Raw genomic sequence first — 22,298 nt, 5'->3', positions numbered from 1 at the left:
GTCATTCATGGTGTCTTTTTATGAACTGGTCCGATCCCTAAATCACGATTCCACGAGTAAAGGTGTAATTCACGAGTAAACCCACTAAATTCACGAGTAAAAGGCGTGAATTCACGAGTAAACGCACTAAACTCACGAGTAAAAGGCGCAAATTCACGAGTAAACCCACCAAATTCACGAGTAAACGCTTGGAACACACGAGTAAATCCACTAAACTCAGGGATATCACGCAATATCGTTAGTAATTGCCCAAAACATCGGAGTAATTCCACAAAACTTGAGTTGACGGACCTGAATACCCGAAAAAACCCAGTTGAAGAGACAGGAGAATGAACTTAAAAGAGGAATGAATTCATTCCTCTTTTGTTTTATGCTGACCAGGTGTGAACGGAACACCGGCGGCTTTTGTGATGATTTTCGAAACATCTGTATTTTCAATGACCCCATCAAAGGCTTCGCTTCCCGGGCCAGAAGCAAAAATGGGAATCATATTGGCGGTATGCCCTCCTGTGGAACTGGCGGCCCGTATGCTTCTATCAGCTACACCTGCCTTATAATGCTTGGCGATGGTGCTTCCGATTTCCCAATCAATTTGATGCTGTGGATAGACAAGCGTTCTATTCTTTTTTACGTTATCGATGAATTGATGAACTTCCTGATCCGTAAGGGATATATGTGCATACTTCTTGAATGCGGAAACGACACTTTCTGGAATGATTTCATGATTTTTATCGAATATAAGTTGTTTGGACATATATTCAGAAGAAACCCTGATTTTTTTCAATGCGGGGATATCCATCGTTTCAGAAGCGGAGGTCCCCATTGTTTCGTGGTCTGCAAGCACAACAATCAAAGTATCATTTCTATTTTTTGCCCAATTCACAACCTCTTTCACGGTCTGGTCAAATTCGATCGTTTCTTTCCATATTCCAGTGATATCAGCTGCATGCTCCATATGATCAATACGTGCACCTTCACTCATCAAGAAGAATCCCTTATCACTCTGGGATAAAATATCAATCGCTTTGGATGTCATTTCGGGCAGAGATGGCTCTTGTGAATGTAATACTTCTTTATCCAGCTTAAAATTCATGTAGGTAGGGTGAAATAACCCTAAAAGTTTTTCCGGTTTATTAATGGAACTAAGTTCTTCTTTCGTCGTTGTAATCCCATAGCCAGCTTGTTTAAATTTAGCGATTAAATCCTCGCCATTCTGCTTATTTGCCTCGAAATAACTGGAACCTCCGCCAAGAATGACGTCGATCCGGTTATCAAAGAGCTGCCTCGCGATATTCGCGCCACCTGTCCAGCGGTTAGATACACTTGCACCAAAGGCTGCAGGAGTGGCATCGACTACCATATTGGTTGAGATGATCCCGACCTTTTTTCCTTTAGCCTGAAATGCATCCAATACACTATCTACCTCGGAACCATTGGCATCGACACCGATCGATTCATTGTTGGTTTTTATTCCAGTGGCAATCGCGGACCCACCTGCCGCTGAGTCAGTGACGTAATTATTGGCGGAATAGGTGCGCATTAGGGCAACGTGCTCCAGTTTTTCCAAATGTAAAATACCTGTTTTTCCATATTCCATTTGTCGGGCAATTTCTATTGCACCTAACCCCATACCGTCGCCAATCAGCAATATGACATTCCTGGGGGTGTTCTTTGTTTCTGCTTGAATAGGAGAGGTCATGCAAACAAAGCAGATAAGAACGAGTAATCCAAAGTGATGAGACTGTAAAAGTTTATGACTTCTGGATGTCTTATTCATCGGTAATCCTCCATTGGGTGAAAGTCTCCATATTATTTGTTAAAATCGATAAAAAAACCCCTTCATGATATTCATTAATTTCTGCGCTATGTGAATGCAAAAGTAAAGAGCCTGCCTATATTGCCAGTTTGTGCAACAAGGAAAAAGCAATCGCCAAGAATGTTAGCTGACGAATGATCCGCCAACCGTAACCTGAACCTTTTTTTACTCATTGAATAATGAAAGAATATACAGTTTTAAAATGACATTGTAATAAAGTGAAAAAAACTTTTCTATAAATTACAATATATAGGCAATAATTTATAAACAGTAAATATATAACTGATATAATTTCACTAGAGTTCATTTGAAATAATAGGAGAGAGAACCCTATGCTATCCAGTATGAAAAAGTTCTTCAACGAAAGCTCTAAAGACTTGAATAGAATGTATAAGTTGGTTAATGCCGTGAATCGACTAGAGGGTAAGTATGAAAGTTATTCAGATCAAGAATTAAGCGGAATGAAGGATAGATTTAAAAGCGTATTGGATGCTGGTAAAAATATATGGGATATACAAATCGAAGCTTTTGCGGTAGTAAGGGAAGCTTCTAAACGAGTATTGAATCTTAGGCACCATGATGTTCAGCTTGCAGGCGGTTTTGTCCTGAATGAAGGGGGCATTGCACAAATGAATACGGGCGAGGGGAAGACGCTTGTGTCTACTTTACCAAGCTATTTACATGCACTGTACGGGAATGGTGTCCATATTATTACTGCCAATGAATATTTGGCAAGACGTGATAAAGAGTTAATGGGACAAATTCATGAATTTCTAGGAATGACGGTCGGTTTGAACATTTCCCAATTGGAGCCTTCTGCAAAACGTGAAGCGTATGCGGCGGATATCACGTATGGAACGGCAACAGAGTTCGGTTTTGATTATTTGCGTGATAATATGGTTTTCCGAAGAGAAGAAAAGGTTCAAAGAGGACACCGGTTTGCCATTGTTGATGAGATTGACAGCATCTTGATTGATGAAGCGAGGACACCATTAATTATTGCGGGCAAGTCAAGCGATGGTACCGGGCTTCACCAGATCACTGCACAAATCATGAAGTCATTTATAGAATATGATGATTACGAGATTTTCATTGAGTCAAAGGCTGCCTTTTTCACGGACCGAGGGGCATTGAAGATTGAAGAGGCCTTTGGTATCGACAATCTGTATGGACTGGATCATCAAGAGTTATTACATAATGTAACACAGGCACTTAAAGCCCACGCGATTATGAAATTGGATGTGGACTACATTGTCATGGATGGAAGGATTGCGTTAATCGATAAATTCACAGGCAGGGTGATGGAAGGTAGAAGCTTCAGTGATGGGCTTCATCAAGCAATTGAGGCAAAAGAGGGCTTGGAGATTACCGAAGAGAATGAAACACAGGCAGCGATTACCGTCCAAAATTATTTTCGTTTATATCATTCAATATCTGGGATGACCGGCAGTGCCATGCCATCAAAGTCGGAATTCCAGGAGATATATCAGCTCCCCGTCATTGAAATTCCAACTAATAAGCCCATTATTCGTGTTGATGAGATTGATTTAATTTATAAGGATGAAATGAGCAAAATCAACAAAATCGTCACAGAAGTAAAACGGATTCATAATGAAGGTAGACCTATTTTGATCGGGACGACCTCCATTGAGCAATCTGAAAAAATTTCGGTTCATTTAGAGAAGGCGAAAATTAAGCATCAAATCCTTAATGCGAAGACGGAAGCGGATGAAGCGGAAATCATCGCAAATAGCGGCCAAAAATATCAAGTGATGCTGGCGACGAACATGGCTGGGAGAGGAACCGATATATTATTGGATGAAGCTGTCAAGGAATTGGGCGGCCTTCATATAATCGGTACTGAGCGACATGAAAGCAATCGGATTGATATGCAGCTTAGGGGACGTTCCGGGAGGCAGGGTGATCCAGGTTCAACACAATTCATCATTTCATTTGAAGATGATTTGTTTGATTACTATGATGAAGAAGAACTCGAACGGTATATAAAGAAAATCAAAACGGATGAAAGTGGATTGGTGGTGGGCCCTGCACCCGAAAAATTCGTGAAAAGGGTGCAGGAAACGATAGAGCAGATGCATCAATCAAGCCGTTACCATTTATTGAAGTTAGAACATGCATTAAATGAGCAGAGTAAAATCATATACGCGATGAGAGACCGGATACTAGATTTGGAATCTGGACGGATGTCGGCCATTTTACTTGAATATATCGAAAAATACATTCGTCGGCTCATAGTGAAATATTACCATGAGCATATAGAGGAACCTGATTACTCGGCCTTTATTGAAGAGCTTTCCCTTGCTTTCCTGACGTTGGATTGGCAGACAAGTGATTTGCAGGACTTAGAAGGTCATATAGTTGAGGGAAAAGCTCTGGATGCTTTAGGTGAATTGGAAGCGATACTTGAAATTTTTCAAGCCGATGCAGAATGGCAAAATCAGTTACGTGTTTTCATGCTGCAGCATATTGATACAAATTGGATGAACCATTTAGACGAAATGAATAGTGTGAAGGAAGGAATGGGTTTAATCGGTTATGGTCAACAGGACCCATATATGCTGTTTGAAAAAGAAGCTCTTAGTCAATTCAATCTTCTATTAAGTAAAATCGAGTCGGAGATTAGCATCGGCTTTATGGAATATATGAAAAGCAATCAGGAAGACGAAGCTGCTTTTGGGGAGTGATGAATGATGAGTTTTTTTGGAAAAAGGGATAAAGGGGTTAATGAAAGGGAAAATATTTTAGCTTCAGATGGGCATAACGTACACAATCCGGATGTTACTGTTCATACTTCCCTAATGTTTCACAAGGATTGGGAAACTTCCAAGCAAGAGGAATATGTATATAAATTCCACCATCAAAGGCTGCCTGCATTAAAACCGAATCAAATTTCAATTTCCGGTGTTAAGCTGACTAGGGTGGAGGATGATGTAATCATAGTGGCTTTTCTACAAAATTCATTGGGGAAAGCTGTCCTGTTTGATATCGTGGATTTACTGTTAGTGGATGGAAATGGAAAATTATTGGCAAAAAAGGCTTTCGATCTTTCAAAGCTGGGTGAGATACCAGCACTTTCAAGCATGCCATGGCGGTTTTTATTCGAAGAAGGGGATATGTTGGCAGAATCGATTCCTGATGAAGATTGGAAGATTGCTTTTGAATGGAAGAGATAGTAGGAAAAACACTATGATTGGCGGCAGCCGGACTGCCAAATCAAAACACGCAGAAATGATTAAGACTGTTGAAAGGCCTTCATCCGATGAAGGCTTCAGTTTGTAGACAAAAGGGGTTCGGAATTAAAAAATTCCGAACCCCTTTTTGAGATTCCCTTTGAATTTTTCCCTGAAGTTAGGAGATTGGGGCTCTACGAGCCCACTATGTTAGGCCATTTTTGGACCTCGCCATGTCCAATTGGCCATCTTCTTTAAATTAATGGCAGCGAAAGAAAGTAAGCATCGCCTGCTTCGACAATTTTTTAAGTCCCCTTAAAGTTGTCCAACGCATACCATGCTTTTCTTTTGCATCTGCGAATACACGCTCAATCGTTTCTTTACGTTTCGCATATATAGTTTTTACATCTTGATGATGACGCAGATGATCTGCTTCTTCCACATGTGTTTGCCAAATATGCCGTGTAACCACTTGATCTAACGTAATCATTTCAAGTTGATCTCGCTGAATAGAATCATGTTTAGAAAGCATCCTCATCACCTCAAGTTTTAATACTTCTATTTTAAAACAAAAATGACTCCAGGCAAAAGTGTTTAATCTAAAAGGTAAGACAAAGTTGATTGGAACGGAAGGTACGAGACTCCTGCGGGAAAAGCGCGTCTAGGGGAGACCCCGCAGGCGAAAGCCGAGGAGGCTCCCCGACCGCCCGCGGAAAGCGAGTGCCTGGAGTGGAAAATCAACTGCCAAATTGTACAACTCATAAAAAATAGACAAACTCGATTTTCATCGAGTTTGTCTACAGTCTGAGGCCTTCATCCGATGAAGGCTTTTTGTTTTTAAAGGAAGACATTAAAGACTAGTTGGATAACTGCCAAATATTTATACTGTTTTCTGTGTGCAGTTTCTCATAAATGGCAACGCTAAGTAATATTTATAAGTATTCTTCCGTAATCAGGCTTAATTAAGTCCTGGAAATAATGAAGAGGAAAGTGGCAGGAGCATGAAGAACAATCTGAATCAGCGATTGAAGGAACGGTTATTTGAGATTATGTCCATTTTAATCGTGGCAATACTTTTCATTTATACGAATGATAGGATGGGTAATGATCTTTCGATTGGAATTTTTACGATAATCATCGGCGTTGCCGGTTTTATTGTTTATCTGAAGGAATGCGTACCGAATGGAGTCCTAAAGGGCATCATTTTTTCAGTCTTCCTTCTTTCGATCATGGCCTTTTTCCTTGGGGACATTTGGTTTTATCGCTATTACTCGACACCTATCACTTCCTATATGTGGATGCAAAAAAGCAATCTGAATGGGCTTGGTGAAAGTATATTCAGTATGATGAAAATGAAGGATTCAATCTTTCTTCTGTTAGGCTTTCCAATTGCGGAGTCATTCATGAAGAAAAAATACCCCCTCAAGCATATGGCACTTGTACCGGCCGTAATATTCCTCATGATAGCGGGGCTAAAGCCGGTAAAGAATATATTTATCGATAAGGTCGATATAACCCGGCGTTATGAGGCGAATACCTTCTTGCGAAACTGGGGTCCGATCGGTCATCACGTATTGGATACGTATGCCTATTTTACTGACTCGGGAAGGCATGGTATGTCTTCGAAAGAAAAGAAGGCCATTTCTGATTACTTCGATGAAAAGAACAGGCAGGATCATGCGTTTTCAGGCTCTTTGGAAGGGAAGAATCTCATTATCATCCAGGTGGAATCTTTACAGGCGTTTCCGCTATTTCAAAAGAGTGCCGGACAGGAGGTCACGCCATTCATGAATGAATTGGCGAAAGAGGGTCTGTACTTCCCGCATGTATATCCACAGACTGTATTTGGAAATTCATCTGACGGAGAGCTGATCGTGAATACCGGTTTATTTCCTTTAAAGCAAGGCGCGACCTTTTTTCGGTTCCCTTATAATGATTTTCCGGGTCTTGCTAAAGAATTAAAGAAGTCGGATTATCAAAGTTATGCTTTCCACGGAGATGAAGAAGACTTCTGGAATAGGCAGCATGCATATCCCTCGCTAGGGTTTGATGACTATCTTTCAATAGAGGATATGCAGAAGGATGAGATGATATCGATGGGCCTGGGAGACCGCAGTTTCTTCAATCAAAGCTATCATTTCTTAAAAGATAAAAAAAATCCCTATTACGCTTTTTTCGTTACGCTGACCAGCCATGTACCTTTTTCGCTACCGAAGGAACAGATAACATTGAAACCTAAAGTTGGAAAAGAGGACAGCTATCTTACTAAATATTTCGAAGCAATTCATTATACGGATTCAGCCATCGGGGATTACGTAAAGAAGCTGAAGGATGACGGGAAATTGAAAGACAGCGTGATTGTCATATACGGAGATCATGATGGACTTTTTTTAAAAGATAAACAAGAAGTTGAAGCGTATTACGAGAATAAAATTAGCGATGAGCAGTGGATTGAAAAATATATGCCCATTCCGTTGATCATCTTTCAGGAGGATATGGAAGGAAGAACGATTAATAAGGTAGGGGGCCAGGTCGATATTTTACCAACTCTATACGATTTATTAAATATTAAGAGTTCATCATACTTTGGGGAAAGCATGCTGAATGGTGAAGATGGCGACGCATTGATATTAAAAGGGGATTATGGTTCTCAAATGAAAATAAATGGAAAAGGGAAGGTCGAAGGATTTTCACCAGAAGACCAAAAGGAGGTTGATCTGAGTGACCAAGTGATACGTACCGATTATTTTAAACAAACGAAGGATTGACCGAAAAAAAGAGGATGACTGATAAAAGCCATCCTTTCTCCATTATAATCCCAGATGTTTCTTCACACGGTTCTGGGCTTCAAGTTTTATATCTTCTGGAACAATGTTGTACCAAACGCCATCTAGCTTTTGATTGTCACCTTCAAGAGTATATTGTTTTATATTTTTAAGGGATGATTTATAGTTATTTTGGATACTCAACATTTCATTGAAACTTAAATTGGTTTCCACGTTTTTACCTAGTGCCTCGAAAATATCGTCATAATTGGTAAGTGTTGAGAGACTTGCCCCTTTTTTCATGACGGCTTGGATAACCTGGCGTTGCCGCATTTGCCGTCCATAATCCCCGCGGGGATCTTCCTTTCGGATTCGGGAATAAATCAATGCCTCTTTTCCATTTAAGTCGATTGTGCCCTTTTTAAAATTATACCCTTTATAGGCAAGGTCCATATCATTATCAACAGTGACACCGCCTACGGCATTCACTATATCCTGAAAGCCTTCCATATTCATTTTGACGTAATAATCAATCGGAATATCCAAATAGGCCTCCACTGTGTTTATCGACATGGAAACTCCGCCATAGGCATAGGCATGATTCATTTTATCATTTGTGCCTTTACCGATGATTTCTGTACGCGTATCTCTGGGTAAACTCAATAATTCAATGGATTCTTGTTTAGGATTAACAGTCATGACAATCATCGTATCTGATCGACCTTTGTCATTTTTCCTTTCATCCACGCCAAGAATTAGTATTGAAAATGGATCTTTGCTTTTGAACTTGATGTCATCTACACGCTTATCCGTTTTATGCGCAGTACCTTGCATAGTTTGAATCGCACCTGCCAAAGATTGATAAACTGAAGCTCCATAAGCAACTGTGCCAATGAAAAGGATAAGAAGGGTGAAGCCGATTATTTTAAACGATTTGCGTTTCTTTTTCTTTTTTTTATGTTCGGATCTCATCTAATTCCTCCCTGAACCATTCCACTAAATGGAAGATGTGAAAAAGTACCTAGTCGGTATGTTTTTAACTATACCTTTTTTTAATCAAAAATAGAATAGTTTCTTTTTGTACTTAGAGTGCATATTTACCTGTTTTTATTCAAAAAAAACGAAGGATTCACAGAAAATGAATTCCTTCGCTTCCTAATCATTCGAATATTAGTTAATTATATACCCATAGATAAAAAGAAGATGTGATTCTCTTACATGAACTTCGGCTTTAAGAGAAAGTCTGCAAGTAAATCCTATAAACTTCTATAACCGATGATTCTGCTCTTGAAATAGGAGTTTGAAGTAGAAGTGATTTCTACTCCCTTACTTGTTGAGGCATGAATGAACTGCCCACCGCCCAAGTAGATTCCCATATGGCTTACAACTGATTTATTAGAACCCGTTGCAAAGAAGATAAGATCGCCACTTTTCGGTGAAGTAACCCTTTTACCCATATCATAATATGTGGAAGATGATAGCCTGGAAACTTCATACCCGGCCTTTTTGAACGTATAGTAAATAAATCCGCTGCAATCGAAACCTGATGGGGAGGCGCCCGCCCACGAATAAGGTGATCCAATTAATTTCTTTGCTTCGGAAACGAGTGTGGTTACTTTGTTCCCGGAACTTGGGGCTTCCACTTTTCCATCATTTTTATCTGCAGGGGCTGTACTTGACGATTTACCTAATTTTAGTTTTTGTCCAACTCTGATTAAATCGGATTTTAACGAGTTGTTAGATTTAAGCTGAGCTACAGTCAAATTGGTTTTTCTGGAAATTCCGGAAAGTGTGTCACCTTTTACCACAATGTATGTAGCTGAATTCGCTGGGGTCTGTGTAACATTGGACGGCTTGGAGCTGCTGGGTAAATCAATGGTAGTGGTAGTGGTTGATTTAGATACGATAAGTTTAGCACCTGCATAAATTCTATCGGATTTCAAGTTATTCAATTTCATCAATTCAGCAAGTGTAAGGTTATGCTTGTTTGCTATCCTTGTTAAGGTATCACCTGAAACAATGGTATATGTGGTATTTTTAGTTTTTTTCACGGAAACTGAAGAAGCATTTGATGTTGTTTTGGAGTTGGATGTAATTAATTTTTGATTAATTTTCAAAAAGTCTGTTTTTAAGTTATTAAGCTGTTTTAAGTCTTTTACTGTCGTATTATGCTTCTGTGCAATTTTACTTAGGTTATCGCCGCTTTTGACTGTATATGTACTGGCAAGGGCAGGAGAAACAAAAGTCGAAGATAAAATGGCTAATGTCGAAAATGCGACTACACTTTTTTTCACGGTTTTCCACCTCGAATATGTCTTTTTCCCTATTCTAACAAATGAAAAGGGTTAAAAAATATTACATTTTTGTTACAAGGGGAAAATAGTAGTATTTTACTGGTTTATATTGGTTAGGTTTGAGAGATGTAATCTACAATATTTTCTATATTATGAGTCCTTTCTCACAATGTGGCTTCGTGCTTTCCTGTTTGTCAATCCCTGTAAAAATAGCGCTATTTTTAGAATATTCATTTCCTGTCCCATTTAATTTCACATTGAGAAGGTATTTCCTTCTTTTTATGAGGGGTTATTGATATTCTGCCACTTAACATTAAAAACCCACTTCATTTTACAAAGTGGGTTGACTTTATTTAAAAAGGAAATCAACTAAATTCCTACTTGAATTTCCTGTGGAGTATTGATTCCATTTTTGGTTAAAGGGAGCAATCTTCATTAATGATTGATCTGCGACCCGTATTTTCCCTAAAAGCTCTTCAGTGGTAGATACCACCGGTCCGGGCATGGAAGAGGCGTAATCCTCCCAAAATCCCCGTTCCTTTACATACTTTTCTAGGTCATATGCAAAGAATATCATTGGTCTTTCCAAAAAAGAGAATTCAAATGGAATCGAAGAGTAATCGGTTATTAAAAGATCCGTACTGATCAGCAGTTGATTTACGTGAAATTCACTTTTGACAGGGTAAACGAACCCTGGGAATTTATGTTGTAGATCATCCTCCGTTTTTACAGCTGGATGCAGTTTAAGTAATAACGCATATTGTTCGTCCTTTAGTTCCTTGTAGAGCATTTCCAAATCGAGTGCAATCTCTCCGCTGTTCAGGCCGTCATTACGAAATGTAGGGGCATATAAAATGATTTTCTTATGCTCAAGTTCTGGATATTTGGCTAGCAACGAACTGCGTGCAGTTTTTTTTGATTCATCATTGAAAAAGAAATCAGTCCGAGGTATCCCGGTTCTTAGAATATGGGATGTCGGCAATTGAAAACTTTCTTGATAAATTTCCGCCATTCTCTCTGAACCTGACGTAACATAATCAAATTTTTTATATACCTCTAAAAATCTTGTCCTTGCACGGGCAGAGCGGTTTTGAATGGAAGGGTCTTTTGCCCCGAATTGCTTAACGGCACCGGCCGCATGCCACACTTGAACACATTTCACTTGCTTTTTGAATGCAATAGCTGAAAGAAAGCCAAAATAATTATCAATGATGATCCATTTTGAAGTAGCGAGGTGATAAATCGATTGGATCAAGGCAATGATATTATTAGATTCAAACGGAAGGACGATGGTTTTTCCATCGTCCTTCACTTCTATATGACTGCTCGGCTTCATTAAAAATACTTTTTGAATAGGAATGTCCTGCTTGTCCATTTCATCCGCTATATATTGGCAGTTGTCCCCGAATGATGTGACAAAGGTCGTTTTATCACGTAAAGGGAAAAGTTTAAAGATAGAGAATAAAACCTTAAAACAAAAAAGGTAAATTCCTATCGCGAATTCTTTAGCCATTAGTAACTTGTAAAAGGTCATCTTTAATTTGGGATGTAGAAATGCCAATTGTTCTTGGAAGGTAGACCACTTCACAAACTTCAGATAATTCATCGAATTGGCCTTTCCAGTCATCTCCCATTACAAAGATATCTACCCCTTCACGAAGGATGTCTTCTCTCTTTTGTTCCCAATTGTCTTCCGGTATAACCTCGTCCACAAAGCGGATTGATTCAAGGATCATCTTCCTGTTTTCAAAGCTATGATAAGCCTTTTTATCTTTTAAAGCATTGAATTCATCCGTGGAAATGGCAACGATAAGATAATCCCCTAAATCTTTAGCACGTTTTAATAGATTGATATGACCCCAATGAAGTAAATCAAAGGTTCCATAAGTGATTACTTTCTTCATTTTTATTCCTCCTGTAAGACTCTTTATTTCCTTAATCAAATTAGGATATATATTTGGACTATTAGAATATTAAATGAAACAATAAAACAGGTAACCAGCTTTTCAGGGCATTCAGCTTTTTGCTTAAAGGCAAGACAAATGCGTTTTTAAGTAAGTCTTTCTCCTATTAATTATAACTTAATAGTTTTACAAATAAACCACAATTTTTTTACAAATAAACCACATTTATTTAATTTAATGATAATTGTAGATATTAATTTTTAAGCTATAATTAAATGTTGACTAAGTTGTATTATTCTGGAGGGAATATTAATGTGTCCATACAAAATATTTTATATTGAAATAGATATTGTATGGTTTATATTGAATAGTATTTAATATAATTTCAAACACACACCATTCTTATTACTTGGAGTCAAAGGTGATTGCTAAACAAAATTACAAAAAAATATTATTCTTGCTGTAATTAGAATAAGCCATTCACATTTTACCATTTGTAGGTGAGAACATCATAAAATCCATGTTATATAATATAGAAGTTGAAAGTGTCATTAAAAAACTAAATTCGATCTATGAATGAGTCATGTATAGACTCTAAACCTACCGGAGAACATTTTATAGACCCATTTAGCCTATTCCTGTATTGAAAGCGTTAACTATGATGTTAAGAATGCTCCTATGCTATTAAGCATCTTGATTTTGCTATACCCTTTCTATTCTGGCTGGCAACGGAAGGACATGCAAATGATTTTTACGTTGGTCCTTCCTTGGCAACGAACACATTGTGCTCAAGGGGACAGTCATTGGCTTGTAGAACTTGGTCTTTTAGCCGATTGAAGTAAAGGTGTTGTTTTCAACCCAAACGATATCAAAAAATTAAGATATGTAATATTCGATGTAAGCTGCAAGGGACTCACATTTAAAGGTTCTATTAGGATAAGCTAACCAATAATGTTCCATTTTGTATATTCAAGGCGATTTGGGTAATATATGAACATTTCACCTGATATTGAGGAAAAACCGAAAAAAGTTTATGATTTTAAAGTGCAATGAAAGATTCATTTATTTAAATAATTTGTTATAGGTGGTCTAAAATGATAAAAAAGCTTCTTAGAAAAAGGAAAGCAATAAAAACCCCTAAAATTAAGTTGAAACAAGTTCTGTCCATTGTGCAAGAGGAAAATACGCTCTTTATAAAAGGTCAATTTTCAAAAGAACATTATTGTGCGAAAGAACTATGGCTATATTCTAGGGGAAATGAAGATCAAAAATTTAAAATAGCGGAATCGGTGGTTTCACATAAATTTGAGTTTGAAATAAATCTAATAGATTTAATCCGAAAATTAGAAGATGAACCCCATTCTGTTTATGACTGTTATATCAAAGTTTCCGTTCCAGTTGAAAATCTAAGCAAAAAATCAATCCTTAATATTGAACATAAAGCTGAATATGTAGAAGTATGCGAACAGGTTAATATTGAATATCCAATTCGTCTAGGGCGTTTTCAGGAAACATACACGAACAATTTAGGTTTTTATACCTATGAAGATAAACAAAGTATATTCTCTATAACGAATAAAGGGAATTTATCTCTTTATATCAATAAGACCCCTGAAATTTCGATTAAGTCTCAAATCGAAAAAATCACCAACAAATCGAAGACAATGCACATTAGTGGTCAAATCTTCACCAAGAATTCAAAGATAATAAAAGGTGAGAGCCTAGTAAAAGGCAGGCAAAGTGACAAAGAATATCAGGCAAATATATCTTTTATTCATAATGAGGAAATGAATATTAAGAAATATGGACTGAATCGATATATATATGATATGAATTTGGATTTAGAACAATTGGTCAGTGTGGATTTGGAAGATGATGTATATGATATTTACATGAAATTATATTTGCATGATCAGGAAGAGCCGAAAATGATACGCGTCGGAAGACCAACCACCAGAACTAAAATATTCACTAAAAAGACTGATGTTATCTCGGATAATGGAGTTGCTATAGTCAATCCATACTATACCTTTAAAGCAGCTAATTTATCTTTGGAAGTGTTTACCTTCCCTACGGAAACATATCGATACTTAAAAAGGATGATGGGGTGGAGGCGGTTTCTGGGTTTATTTAAAAAGAAAAAGGATGTCTGGATTATTGGAGAAAGAACTTATAAAGCCCAGGATACTGGATATCATTTTTTTAAATATATGAGAGAAAATCACCCTGAAAAAGAAGTGTATTATGTAATAGAAGAAAGTTCTGTGGAAGCTAAGAACGTCGAGCCCTTTGGAAATATACTTTATTTCAAGTCAAAGGAACATATTAAAAAGACAATGGAATCAACACGTATTATTTCATCACATCATCCAGATTATTTATATCCTTTAAGAACATCTGAATTTAAAAATCGTGTTAAGGGTGTTAAGGTGTTTCTACAGCATGGTGTTATGGGTACTAAGAATATGGTGGCAAACTACGGGAAAAAGGCAACCTCTGGTTTTAGTACGGATGTTTTTCTAGTAAGTTCAGACTTCGAAAAGGATATGATCGTAACTGATTTTGGGTACAACGAAAAAGAAGTATTCACAACGGGACTGTCAAGGTTCGACTCGCTGTTTAAGGATGATGTTTTAATAAAGCGGCAATTATTGATCATTCCGACATGGAGAGATTGGATTACATCCGATGAAATATTTTTGGAAAGCGAGTATTTTGAAAGGTATCAGAAATTAGTGAATCACCCGGTTTTACATGATTTATCTAAAAATAATGGGTTTGAAATCATTTTTTGCCTTCACCCTAATATGCAGAAATTCACGTCTTATTTTAAAGATGCTCCAGTTAGGGTAATTAGTCAGGGTGAAGTGGATGTCCAAAGATTAATTAAGGAAAGTGCGATTATGATTACGGATTATTCAAGTGTAGCTTTTGACTTCAGTTTTCTGCATAAACCGGTGATTTACTATCAATTTGATAGAAACCGTTTTATAGGGAAAAGACCGTCACATTTGGATTTGGATAACGATCTTCCGGGTGAAATCGTTGATGAATTGGATGAATTGTTAGGTGTTTTAGCCGAGTATGCCAAGTCTGATTTTGTCATGAAGAAAAAGTATATGGACAAGGCCGACCGTTTTATTAAATATCGCGATGTTCATTCTAATTCAAGGATATTCGAAGTGATTCAACATGCTGAAAAAGATCCAAATTCACTAAGTAAATTATATAACCATCCGGTTGTTAAACTCTTTGTTAATCGATTTAGGAAAAGTAAAAAGTATTTCCCTGTTATGAAAAATGTTTATAAAATTATGTCTAGGCTTATCCCGGTTGACAGGAATCTTATTCTTTTTGAAAGTGGAATAGGAAAACAATTCGCAGATAGCCCCAAGTATATATATGAAGAGCTAGTGAAAAGGGACAATAATTATAAAAAAGTCTGGGTGTATAATGGTAATTTACCGATAAAAGGAAAGAATACGAAGCTGGTAAAACGTTTAAGCCCGGAATACTATTATTATTTAGCTAAAGCCGGCTATTGGATAAATAATCAAAACTTCCCTACCTATCTAAGCAAAAGGAAGGAAACGACTTATATTCAGACTTGGCATGGTACCCCTTTGAAAAAAATGCTATTTGATATAGAAAATATACAAGGAAGAGACGATGGGTACTTAAATCGGGTTCATGGTGCAACGAGAACTTGGGATTATTTAATATCACCAAGTCCATATGCGTCCAAGGCCTTCAGAAGTGCTTTCAAATATGAAGGAGAAATATTAGAAACGGGCTATCCAAGAAATGATTTATTTTATAGGGAAGATGCTTCAATGACCGCCAAGTCCGTGATTGAAAAACTGAAGATACCAACAGGAAAAAAAGTCATCTTATATGCTCCTACATTTCGGGATAATCAAACATCTAAAAATAATAAATTTATTTTTGAGTTGAAATTTGATTTAGAAAGAATGAAAGAAGCACTTGGAGATGAATATGTCCTATTGTTAAGGATGCATGTTGTTATAAGTAATAATCTCAGCATCCCGAGTGAATTTGAGGATTTCGTTATAAATGTATCCAATTATTCAGATATACAGGAACTTTACCTGATTTCTGATATATTGATTACTGATTATTCTTCAGTAATGTTCGATTTTGCTAATACTGCTCGTCCGATTTTGTACTACACTTATGATATGGAAGATTACAGAGATAACATCCGTGGATTCTATATGGACTTTGAAAAAGAAGCACCAGGTCCTTTTTTAAAAACAACTGAAGAGATTATCGAAACTATTGGCGATATTGATGAAATAAACAAGCAATACAAAAAGAGATATAGTTTATTTAGAGAGAAGTATTGTGGAATAGAAGACGGTAAAGCTACACAGAGAATCGTGGATAAATTTTTTGGTGATTGATTCCTTAAAGGGTATTTTTGCTTTTAAGTAACTGGTAAACTGGCTGCCTAATCGAAACATGTGCCTCTACACATAAAGGAGAGGAATCGTATGAATTTTTTGGTGCGTCAAAAGGCGAGGGAACTTTTAAAGAGCAGCAATATTCAAATAAAAAATAATCCTTCAAGCTTAAGAAATAAATTTTTAGGAAAAGTTAAAAAAGTCACTGTAGTTACTGCTGCTTTTAATGCTGAAAAATTCATTAGAAAAACGATTGAATCAGTAATAAATCAATCCATAGGTATAGATCAGATTGAATATATAATTATAGATGATTGTTCGACTGATGATACCGTTAAAATTATTCAGGAGTATGCAGCTAGATATAAAAATATATGTTTAGTTTCCCTTCAGGAAAATAATGGGTCACCTGGGACCCCCAGAAACATTGGAATAGAACTGGGAACATCTAAATATATAACTTTTTTAGACGCAGATGACTGGCTTGCTCCTGATGGACTGGAAAGCCTCTATAACATCCTGGAGGAAACAGGTGATGATTATGTAGTGGGCAAAACGGTAAAAGTCGAATCTGAGTCAGAGACTGTTATTGGTGAGTTTGCTTCTATTAAAGAAAGAAGAAGCATTACCCCATTGGATGTTCCGCACTTTTTTTATCATATGGGTCCAACTGCCAGAATGATGAATTTGTCTATGGTTAAAGAAAATGAAATTGGTTTTCCAAATATGAAATTCGGTGAAGATAAATGGTTTTTTACTGATGTTTTCTTTAAAGTCAGAGCAGTTTCAACTACTAAAAAACCTATTTATTATGTCAACAGAACTTCAGAAAATCCAAATTCTTTAACACGTGTTACGAATGTGTTAGATAAAAGAAAAGCGGATGTCGAAATAATAAGGTATATTCAATCCAAGGATATAGCCATTGAACTGAAAAGAGTGGCCCTTAACCGGATTTATGAGTACGATATTGTAAAAACGTTCGACAGTCAAATTTTTGTGAAATCCAAGAAAAAAGAAGATTTTATAGAAGTATTAAGGGATGCTGTCGAAACAACGAAAAACCTGTCATATGACTTTAAGAATGAATTTAAAGTCCCTATCTATAAATTTGCCATTGAATTATTCATGGCGGATCGTATTGATGATTTCGTAAGGTTATTTGAATGGTTAAAGCGAGATGCTAATAAAAAATATCTTATTAAAGATTGTTTGCCGTATTATGAACTTCCATTTCTGGAAGGTGATTATCGCTTCGTAAGGATACCGATGCTTGCTCGTGCAATAGATTCTTATGTTATCGATAATGTCTACCACCAGAGTTTTGAGATTTATGGTGATGATATAAACAACATAGAGTCTGTATTAATACGTGATAGAAAAAGAATGGACAATGAAATCAACTGTGAAGTTCGAATAGAAGGTAATAGAGGTCATTTTACTGTTTCATTAGATGAAATTGACCGAATGGAAAAGTCATTATTTACAGTGTTCATTCGATACAATGATTATCAATTGGTGAATATTAAAAGAATCCTGAAAAATAAGATGGCGTATAATAACAAAAATGTGGAGTTTTATACAACAGTGGCAAATAATTTGGGACTAGCCATAAAGTCTTTGGAGTAGCTGTTAGAGGTACACCAAAAATAAGCTCTCCCTTTTTATTGGGCGAGCTTATTTTTAATTTGATATATTTGAGAAGAAGTTTGATGATGATTGTATGTAGTAGGTTATGGGGATTGTGTTAATAGGCTGATAATACAAAGAAAGACAGTGCTCCACGATTAATTATAATCATTATTCAATTATTACTAATTAATAAAAAGGGAGATCAGATATGTCAAATGAAAAAATACAAACCTCAAAGAGACCTTCCTTTCTATCGCTATTTAAAAATGGGGCTAAAGCAATTATTTTAAGAGGATATAAAATGGCTTTTGCAATGGTAGGGCAAGTATTGCCAGTGGATCATAAGCTTGTAATATTTGAGAGTTTTTTAGGAAAGCAGTATAGCTGTAATCCACGAGCGATTTATGAATACTTGCAGAGTCACCATCCTGAATATAAAATGTATTGGAGCGTAGATAAAAGATATAGTGCTCATTTCAAAGAGGCAGGCATTCCGTATCTCAATCGTTTTTCATTCAATTGGCTGCTTAAAATGACCAGGGCCCGTTATTGGGTAACGAACAGCAGGCTCCCGCTTTGGATTCCGAAGCCGAAGCACACAATCTACTTGCAAACGTGGCATGGGACGCCATTAAAGAAACTTGCGGCAGATATGAATGAAGTACACATGCCTGGAACAACGACGGATAAATATAAAGAAAATTTCCATGCCGAATCAAGTAAGTGGGATTATTTAATTTCACCGAATGCTTATTCAAGTGAAATTTTTGCCCGTGCCTTCAATGTCGATACTTCTAAAATTCTCGAAACTGGTTATCCGCGCAATGATATACTTTACAATGGGAATAATCGTGATACAATCGACTCATTGAAACAGAAGTTGGGTATACCATTAGAGAAAAGGATCATTTTATACGCCCCTACTTGGAGGGATGATGAGTTTTATAGCAAGGGAAAATATAAATTTGAAATAAAACTGGATTTGAATCGAATGAAACAGGAGCTGGGGGATGAGTATGTCATTTTGCTCCGTCTTCATTATTTGGTTTCTGAGAACTTGGATTTAACAGCTTATCAAGGATTCGCCTACAATTTATCCAATTACGAAGATATTGGTCATTTGTATCTTATTTCGGATTTATTAATAACCGACTATTCATCCGTATTCTTTGATTACGCAAATTTAAAGCGGCCGATGCTTTTCTATGTATATGATATTGAAAATTACAGGGACAAGCTTCGCGGGTTTTACTTTGATTTTGAAAAGAATGCGCCAGGTATGTTAGTAAAAACATCTGATGCGGTCATTGATAGTATCAGTGCGATCAAATTTGAAAATAACAATGAGTTCAATCACTTTCACGAACGGTTTTGTGCCCTCGAGGATGGCCAGGCTTCACGCCGTGTCGTAGAAAAAGTGTTTTTAGGAAGGTCTGTGTAATATATGAGTTCAGCTTTGACCGTTTTAAAAGAACAAATCAATAATTTTTATTTGGTAAGGCGTTTATCTGTTTATGAGGTGAAAAGTGCCAACAGTAATAACTATCTGGGAATCCTATGGGAAATCATCAATCCGATGATACAGATTGCGATTTATTGGTTTGTATTCGGATTTATAATCTTAAATCGCGGTGAACATTTCCTTCCATGGCTGATGGCAGGGATCGTTGTCTGGTTTTTTGTGAATCCTTCAATAACCCAAACGTCCAAATCCGTCTTTTCCCGACTGAATATGGTATCCAAGATGAGCTTTCCGATGAGTGTCATTCCTTCGTATGTCATTTTTGCTAAGTTGTATCAGCATCTTGTGCTGCTGGGGGTCATTATCATACTATTAGGTTTTACTGGATACCTCCCTACAGTTTACATCATACAACTGCCATATTATGTTGTCGCGACGGTTGCGCTGTTATTTTCATTTGGCTTAATCTCGTCAACCTTATCAACCATTATTCGTGATTTTCACAATATGATCGTGTCATTAATGAAAGTCTTGTTTTATTTAACACCAATCCTTTGGGTATTAGATGCTAAAGACCATCCAGTAATCGTTAATATCATGAAGCTGAATCCTCTATATTATATTGTGGATGGGTATCGAGCTTCGTTATTGGGGGAATCATGGTACCTAATAGTGAATTGGGAATATACGCTATATTTCTGGGCAGTCGTAATCGTCTTCTTTTTGATAGGTTCCTCGCTGCATGTTAGGTTTAGAGATCGCTTTGTTGACTTTAAGTAAACTGGAAGTGAGAAAAGTTGGAAAAATCGGTAATTGTCAAAGATATAACGAAAAAGTATAAATTATATAATAAAAACTCGGAAAAATTATTGGATCTCCTTTTACCTAAAAGCTATGGGGAAGAGTACTTTGCTCTGAGAAATGTAAGTTTTGAAGCGGAAAAGGGCGATGTAATAGGATTTGTCGGGGTCAACGGATCCGGGAAATCCACATTGTCCAATATTATTGCAGGTATTATCCCGCCTACGGATGGAAATGTCCAAACTAACGGGAAAACGGCTTTGATTGCCGTTTCATCGGGCCTGAATAATCAGTTGACGGGCAGAGAAAACATTGAGCTGAAAATGCTTATGCTCGGATTCGATAAAAATAAAATCAAAGAACTTGAGCCTGAGATCATTGAGTTTTCAGAGCTTGGCAAGTTCATTGACCAACCGGTGAAATCCTACTCAAGCGGTATGAAGTCCAGGCTTGGTTTTTCCATTTCCGTGCATATTGATCCAGATATCCTGATTATTGATGAAGCCTTATCGGTCGGGGATAAAAACTTTGCTGAAAAGTGTTTGGAGAAAATGAACGAATTTAAGGAAAAAGGCAAAACGATGTTCTTTGTCAGCCATTCAATCGGTCAGATGAAGAAGTTTTGCCAAAAGGCTTTATGGCTTGAGTATGGAGAGTTAAAAGCATACGGTGCCATGAACGAAGTAATGCCGCAATATGAAGCATTCTTAAAAGAATATAACGCCATGTCTAAAAAAGAACAGAAAAAGTACCGTGAAGAACAAATGAAAAGACGTAGTTCTACACTGGTATGATAGTGAAAAGCAGACCCGGCCATCGGGTCTGCTTTTTTTAGTTAAGCACTTCATCATAAGTTTTCTCAAACCGCTCGGCAGCTGTAAGGTGGGAGTATTCGCTTTCCATTTTATATCTTGCTTTCGTAGCTAACATTGTTGCATATTTAGTGTCATTAAGCAGAATAGAGATCGCTTGTGCAAGTGCTTCTATATTTTTTTCCTCAACTAACAGACCATCTTCACCATCAATGAGAATCTCCTTTAAACCCCCGATTGCACTTGCAATGACGGGTGAGCGGCAACTCATCGCTTCTAATGCAGATATGGAGGTGGCCTCTTCCACCCCGTGGGAATGAACACTTGGGATGAGTACGATATCCGATGCTTCATAGAGGCTATGCATTTTCTCGAAAGGCACTGAACCTAAGAAAAGTACGGAATCGGATAATTTGAGCCGTTCTGCCGCTTCCTCAAGCCGGGTTCGCTGTTCTCCTGTACCCGCATAGACCAATACCGTTTCAGGATGGTTTTCCAGCACCTCCGGCAGAGCAAGGAGCGGGTAGATTACACCGTTCTTTTCCGTCATTCTTCTAGGGACGAAAAGCATCTTTTTATGTAGGGGGATTTGAAAATCCTGACGGGTTTGCTTCCGCTTTTCCGTTTCCGGTTTGAAAGCTGACACGTCAATGAAGTTCTTGATCGTTTCCGCCTCTATATGTGCCAAATGATTTATATAGTCTTTGATCCTTTGATCGACCGTCACAACTTTTGCAGCAGACTGATAGGCTTTTCTTTCAAGCTCCCGAATGATTAAATCTTCTTCACTGTCCGGAAGGAGGGCGCCCCTGCTGACTGCTTCGAATGAATAATACCCATGGACAGTTTGTACCGTTGGAATCCCGGATTCAATGGAAGCAAGCGTTGCGAAAATGTCTTGGGCATTAATGACATCATAGTTCTTTTTCAAGCTTTTAATTGATGAAGCCAATAATTTTTGGCGCTGTTTGTCATTGAAAAGCTGACCGCTCCCTTGTTTTACTTTATTCAATAAAAAACCGGGAGCTTGGGCGAGTATCTTCCTCTTGAAAGGGGGCAATTGAGAGAAAGATAATATGTCCACATTATGGCCCCGTGACATTAACCCCTTTTTTAACGTAGTGATATGACTTGATAGCCCTCCTTCATGAGGGTAGTTGAAAATCGTCGTGATTAATATGTTCATAATGGCACTCC

The 22,298-nt window shown here is 37.3% G+C and carries 14 protein-coding genes and 2 pseudogenes; 8 read left to right on the top strand and 8 right to left on the bottom strand.

Features of this window, described 5'->3' with window-relative positions; translation table 11 throughout:
* Positions 1-5: 5 nt before the first annotated feature.
* Positions 6-197: a hypothetical protein gene (locus UP17_RS28060; RefSeq protein ID WP_155727482.1), complete on the bottom strand. Its 192-nt coding sequence runs from the start codon at positions 195-197 to the stop codon at positions 6-8.
* A gap of 155 nt (positions 198-352) precedes the next feature.
* Entirely contained in the window at positions 353-1,777 is a 1,425-nt protein-coding gene (locus tag UP17_RS23930) for an alkaline phosphatase (RefSeq protein WP_081108954.1), read from the bottom strand.
* A 371-nt stretch (positions 1,778-2,148) separates the two neighbouring features.
* On the opposite strand from UP17_RS23930, the gene secA reads away from it, so the two are divergent.
* Together secA and UP17_RS23920 are read left to right on the top strand one after the other, a co-directional pair.
* Positions 2,149-4,521 (top strand): preprotein translocase subunit SecA, encoded by a 2,373-nt coding sequence (gene secA, locus UP17_RS23925; RefSeq protein ID WP_061465628.1) that lies wholly within the window; start codon positions 2,149-2,151, stop codon positions 4,519-4,521.
* A 6-nt stretch (positions 4,522-4,527) separates the two neighbouring features.
* Complete coding sequence (locus UP17_RS23920) at positions 4,528-5,010, top strand: SLAP domain-containing protein (RefSeq protein WP_208857035.1); 483 nt, start codon at positions 4,528-4,530, stop codon at positions 5,008-5,010.
* A 207-nt stretch (positions 5,011-5,217) separates the two neighbouring features.
* Here the strand turns inward: UP17_RS23920 and UP17_RS23915 are convergent.
* Positions 5,218-5,476, bottom strand: a pseudogene (locus tag UP17_RS23915) (transposase); the annotation flags it as partial.
* A 532-nt stretch (positions 5,477-6,008) separates the two neighbouring features.
* Between UP17_RS23915 and UP17_RS23910 the strand changes: the two are divergent.
* Positions 6,009-7,775, top strand: coding sequence for an LTA synthase family protein (locus UP17_RS23910; RefSeq protein WP_061465624.1), 1,767 nt, complete (start codon positions 6,009-6,011; stop codon positions 7,773-7,775).
* Between the two features lie 42 nt (positions 7,776-7,817).
* On the opposite strand, the gene UP17_RS23905 is transcribed toward UP17_RS23910, so the two are convergent.
* The 4 genes from UP17_RS23905 to tagD all read right to left on the bottom strand — a co-directional run bounded on the left by UP17_RS23905 (position 7,818) and on the right by tagD (position 11,970).
* Positions 7,818-8,744, bottom strand: coding sequence for an LCP family glycopolymer transferase (locus tag UP17_RS23905; RefSeq protein WP_061465623.1), 927 nt, complete (start codon positions 8,742-8,744; stop codon positions 7,818-7,820).
* 284 nt (positions 8,745-9,028) lie between these two features.
* Positions 9,029-10,066 (bottom strand): C40 family peptidase, encoded by a 1,038-nt coding sequence (locus UP17_RS23900; RefSeq protein WP_061465622.1) that lies wholly within the window; start codon positions 10,064-10,066, stop codon positions 9,029-9,031.
* A gap of 349 nt (positions 10,067-10,415) precedes the next feature.
* Positions 10,416-11,579: a CDP-glycerol glycerophosphotransferase family protein gene (locus tag UP17_RS23895; protein WP_061465621.1), complete on the bottom strand. Its 1,164-nt coding sequence runs from the start codon at positions 11,577-11,579 to the stop codon at positions 10,416-10,418.
* The gene (gene tagD / locus UP17_RS23890) at positions 11,572-11,970 is read right to left on the bottom strand and encodes a glycerol-3-phosphate cytidylyltransferase (RefSeq protein ID WP_061465620.1); all 399 of its coding nucleotides are present in this window, start codon (positions 11,968-11,970) and stop codon (positions 11,572-11,574) included. The genes UP17_RS23895 and tagD overlap by 8 nt, the downstream gene beginning before the upstream one ends.
* 1,094 nt (positions 11,971-13,064) lie before the next feature.
* Here tagD and UP17_RS23885 point away from each other — a divergent pair.
* The 5 genes and pseudogenes from UP17_RS23885 (at position 13,065) to tagH (ending at position 21,083) form a co-directional block, all read left to right on the top strand.
* Positions 13,065-16,394 (top strand): CDP-glycerol glycerophosphotransferase family protein, encoded by a 3,330-nt coding sequence (locus UP17_RS23885; RefSeq protein WP_061465619.1) that lies wholly within the window; start codon positions 13,065-13,067, stop codon positions 16,392-16,394.
* Between the two features lie 90 nt (positions 16,395-16,484).
* Positions 16,485-18,023, top strand: coding sequence for a glycosyltransferase family 2 protein (locus UP17_RS23880; RefSeq protein WP_061465618.1), 1,539 nt, complete (start codon positions 16,485-16,487; stop codon positions 18,021-18,023).
* Between the two features lie 283 nt (positions 18,024-18,306).
* Positions 18,307-19,467, top strand: a pseudogene (locus UP17_RS23875) (CDP-glycerol glycerophosphotransferase family protein); the annotation flags it as partial.
* Positions 19,468-19,470: 3 nt separating this feature from the next.
* Complete coding sequence (locus UP17_RS23870; RefSeq protein WP_061465617.1) at positions 19,471-20,268, top strand: ABC transporter permease; 798 nt, start codon at positions 19,471-19,473, stop codon at positions 20,266-20,268.
* A 17-nt stretch (positions 20,269-20,285) separates the two neighbouring features.
* Entirely contained in the window at positions 20,286-21,083 is a 798-nt protein-coding gene (tagH, locus tag UP17_RS23865) for a teichoic acids export ABC transporter ATP-binding subunit TagH (RefSeq protein WP_061465616.1), read from the top strand.
* A 37-nt stretch (positions 21,084-21,120) separates the two neighbouring features.
* Here tagH and UP17_RS23860 read toward each other — a convergent pair whose 3' ends face one another.
* Positions 21,121-22,287: a glycosyltransferase family 4 protein gene (locus tag UP17_RS23860; protein ID WP_061465615.1), complete on the bottom strand. Its 1,167-nt coding sequence runs from the start codon at positions 22,285-22,287 to the stop codon at positions 21,121-21,123.
* Positions 22,288-22,298: the final 11 nt, after the last annotated feature.

It is taken from the genome of Peribacillus simplex, assembly GCF_001578185.1.
Lineage (GTDB): Bacteria > Bacillota > Bacilli > Bacillales > DSM-1321 > Peribacillus > Peribacillus simplex_A.
Note: the sequence above shows the minus strand (reverse complement) of the source record. Positions and strands in the feature narration are given on the sequence as shown.

Excerpts from the sequence above, each read along its gene's own strand:
- UP17_RS23930 (WP_081108954.1), bottom strand. The coding sequence starts at position 1,777 with ATGAATAAGACATCCAGAAGTCATAAACTTTTACAGTCTCATCACTTT.
- secA (WP_061465628.1), top strand. The coding sequence starts at position 2,149 with ATGCTATCCAGTATGAAAAAGTTCTTCAACGAAAGCTCTAAAGACTTG.
- UP17_RS23920 (WP_208857035.1), top strand. The coding sequence starts at position 4,528 with ATGAGTTTTTTTGGAAAAAGGGATAAAGGGGTTAATGAAAGGGAAAAT.
- UP17_RS23910 (WP_061465624.1), top strand. The coding sequence starts at position 6,009 with ATGAAGAACAATCTGAATCAGCGATTGAAGGAACGGTTATTTGAGATT.
- UP17_RS23905 (WP_061465623.1), bottom strand. The coding sequence starts at position 8,744 with ATGAGATCCGAACATAAAAAAAAGAAAAAGAAACGCAAATCGTTTAAA.
- UP17_RS23895 (WP_061465621.1), bottom strand. The coding sequence starts at position 11,579 with ATGGCTAAAGAATTCGCGATAGGAATTTACCTTTTTTGTTTTAAGGTT.
- tagD (WP_061465620.1), bottom strand. The coding sequence starts at position 11,970 with ATGAAGAAAGTAATCACTTATGGAACCTTTGATTTACTTCATTGGGGT.
- UP17_RS23885 (WP_061465619.1), top strand. The coding sequence starts at position 13,065 with ATGATAAAAAAGCTTCTTAGAAAAAGGAAAGCAATAAAAACCCCTAAA.
- UP17_RS23880 (WP_061465618.1), top strand. The coding sequence starts at position 16,485 with ATGAATTTTTTGGTGCGTCAAAAGGCGAGGGAACTTTTAAAGAGCAGC.
- UP17_RS23870 (WP_061465617.1), top strand. The coding sequence starts at position 19,471 with ATGAGTTCAGCTTTGACCGTTTTAAAAGAACAAATCAATAATTTTTAT.
- UP17_RS23860 (WP_061465615.1), bottom strand. The coding sequence starts at position 22,287 with ATGAACATATTAATCACGACGATTTTCAACTACCCTCATGAAGGAGGG.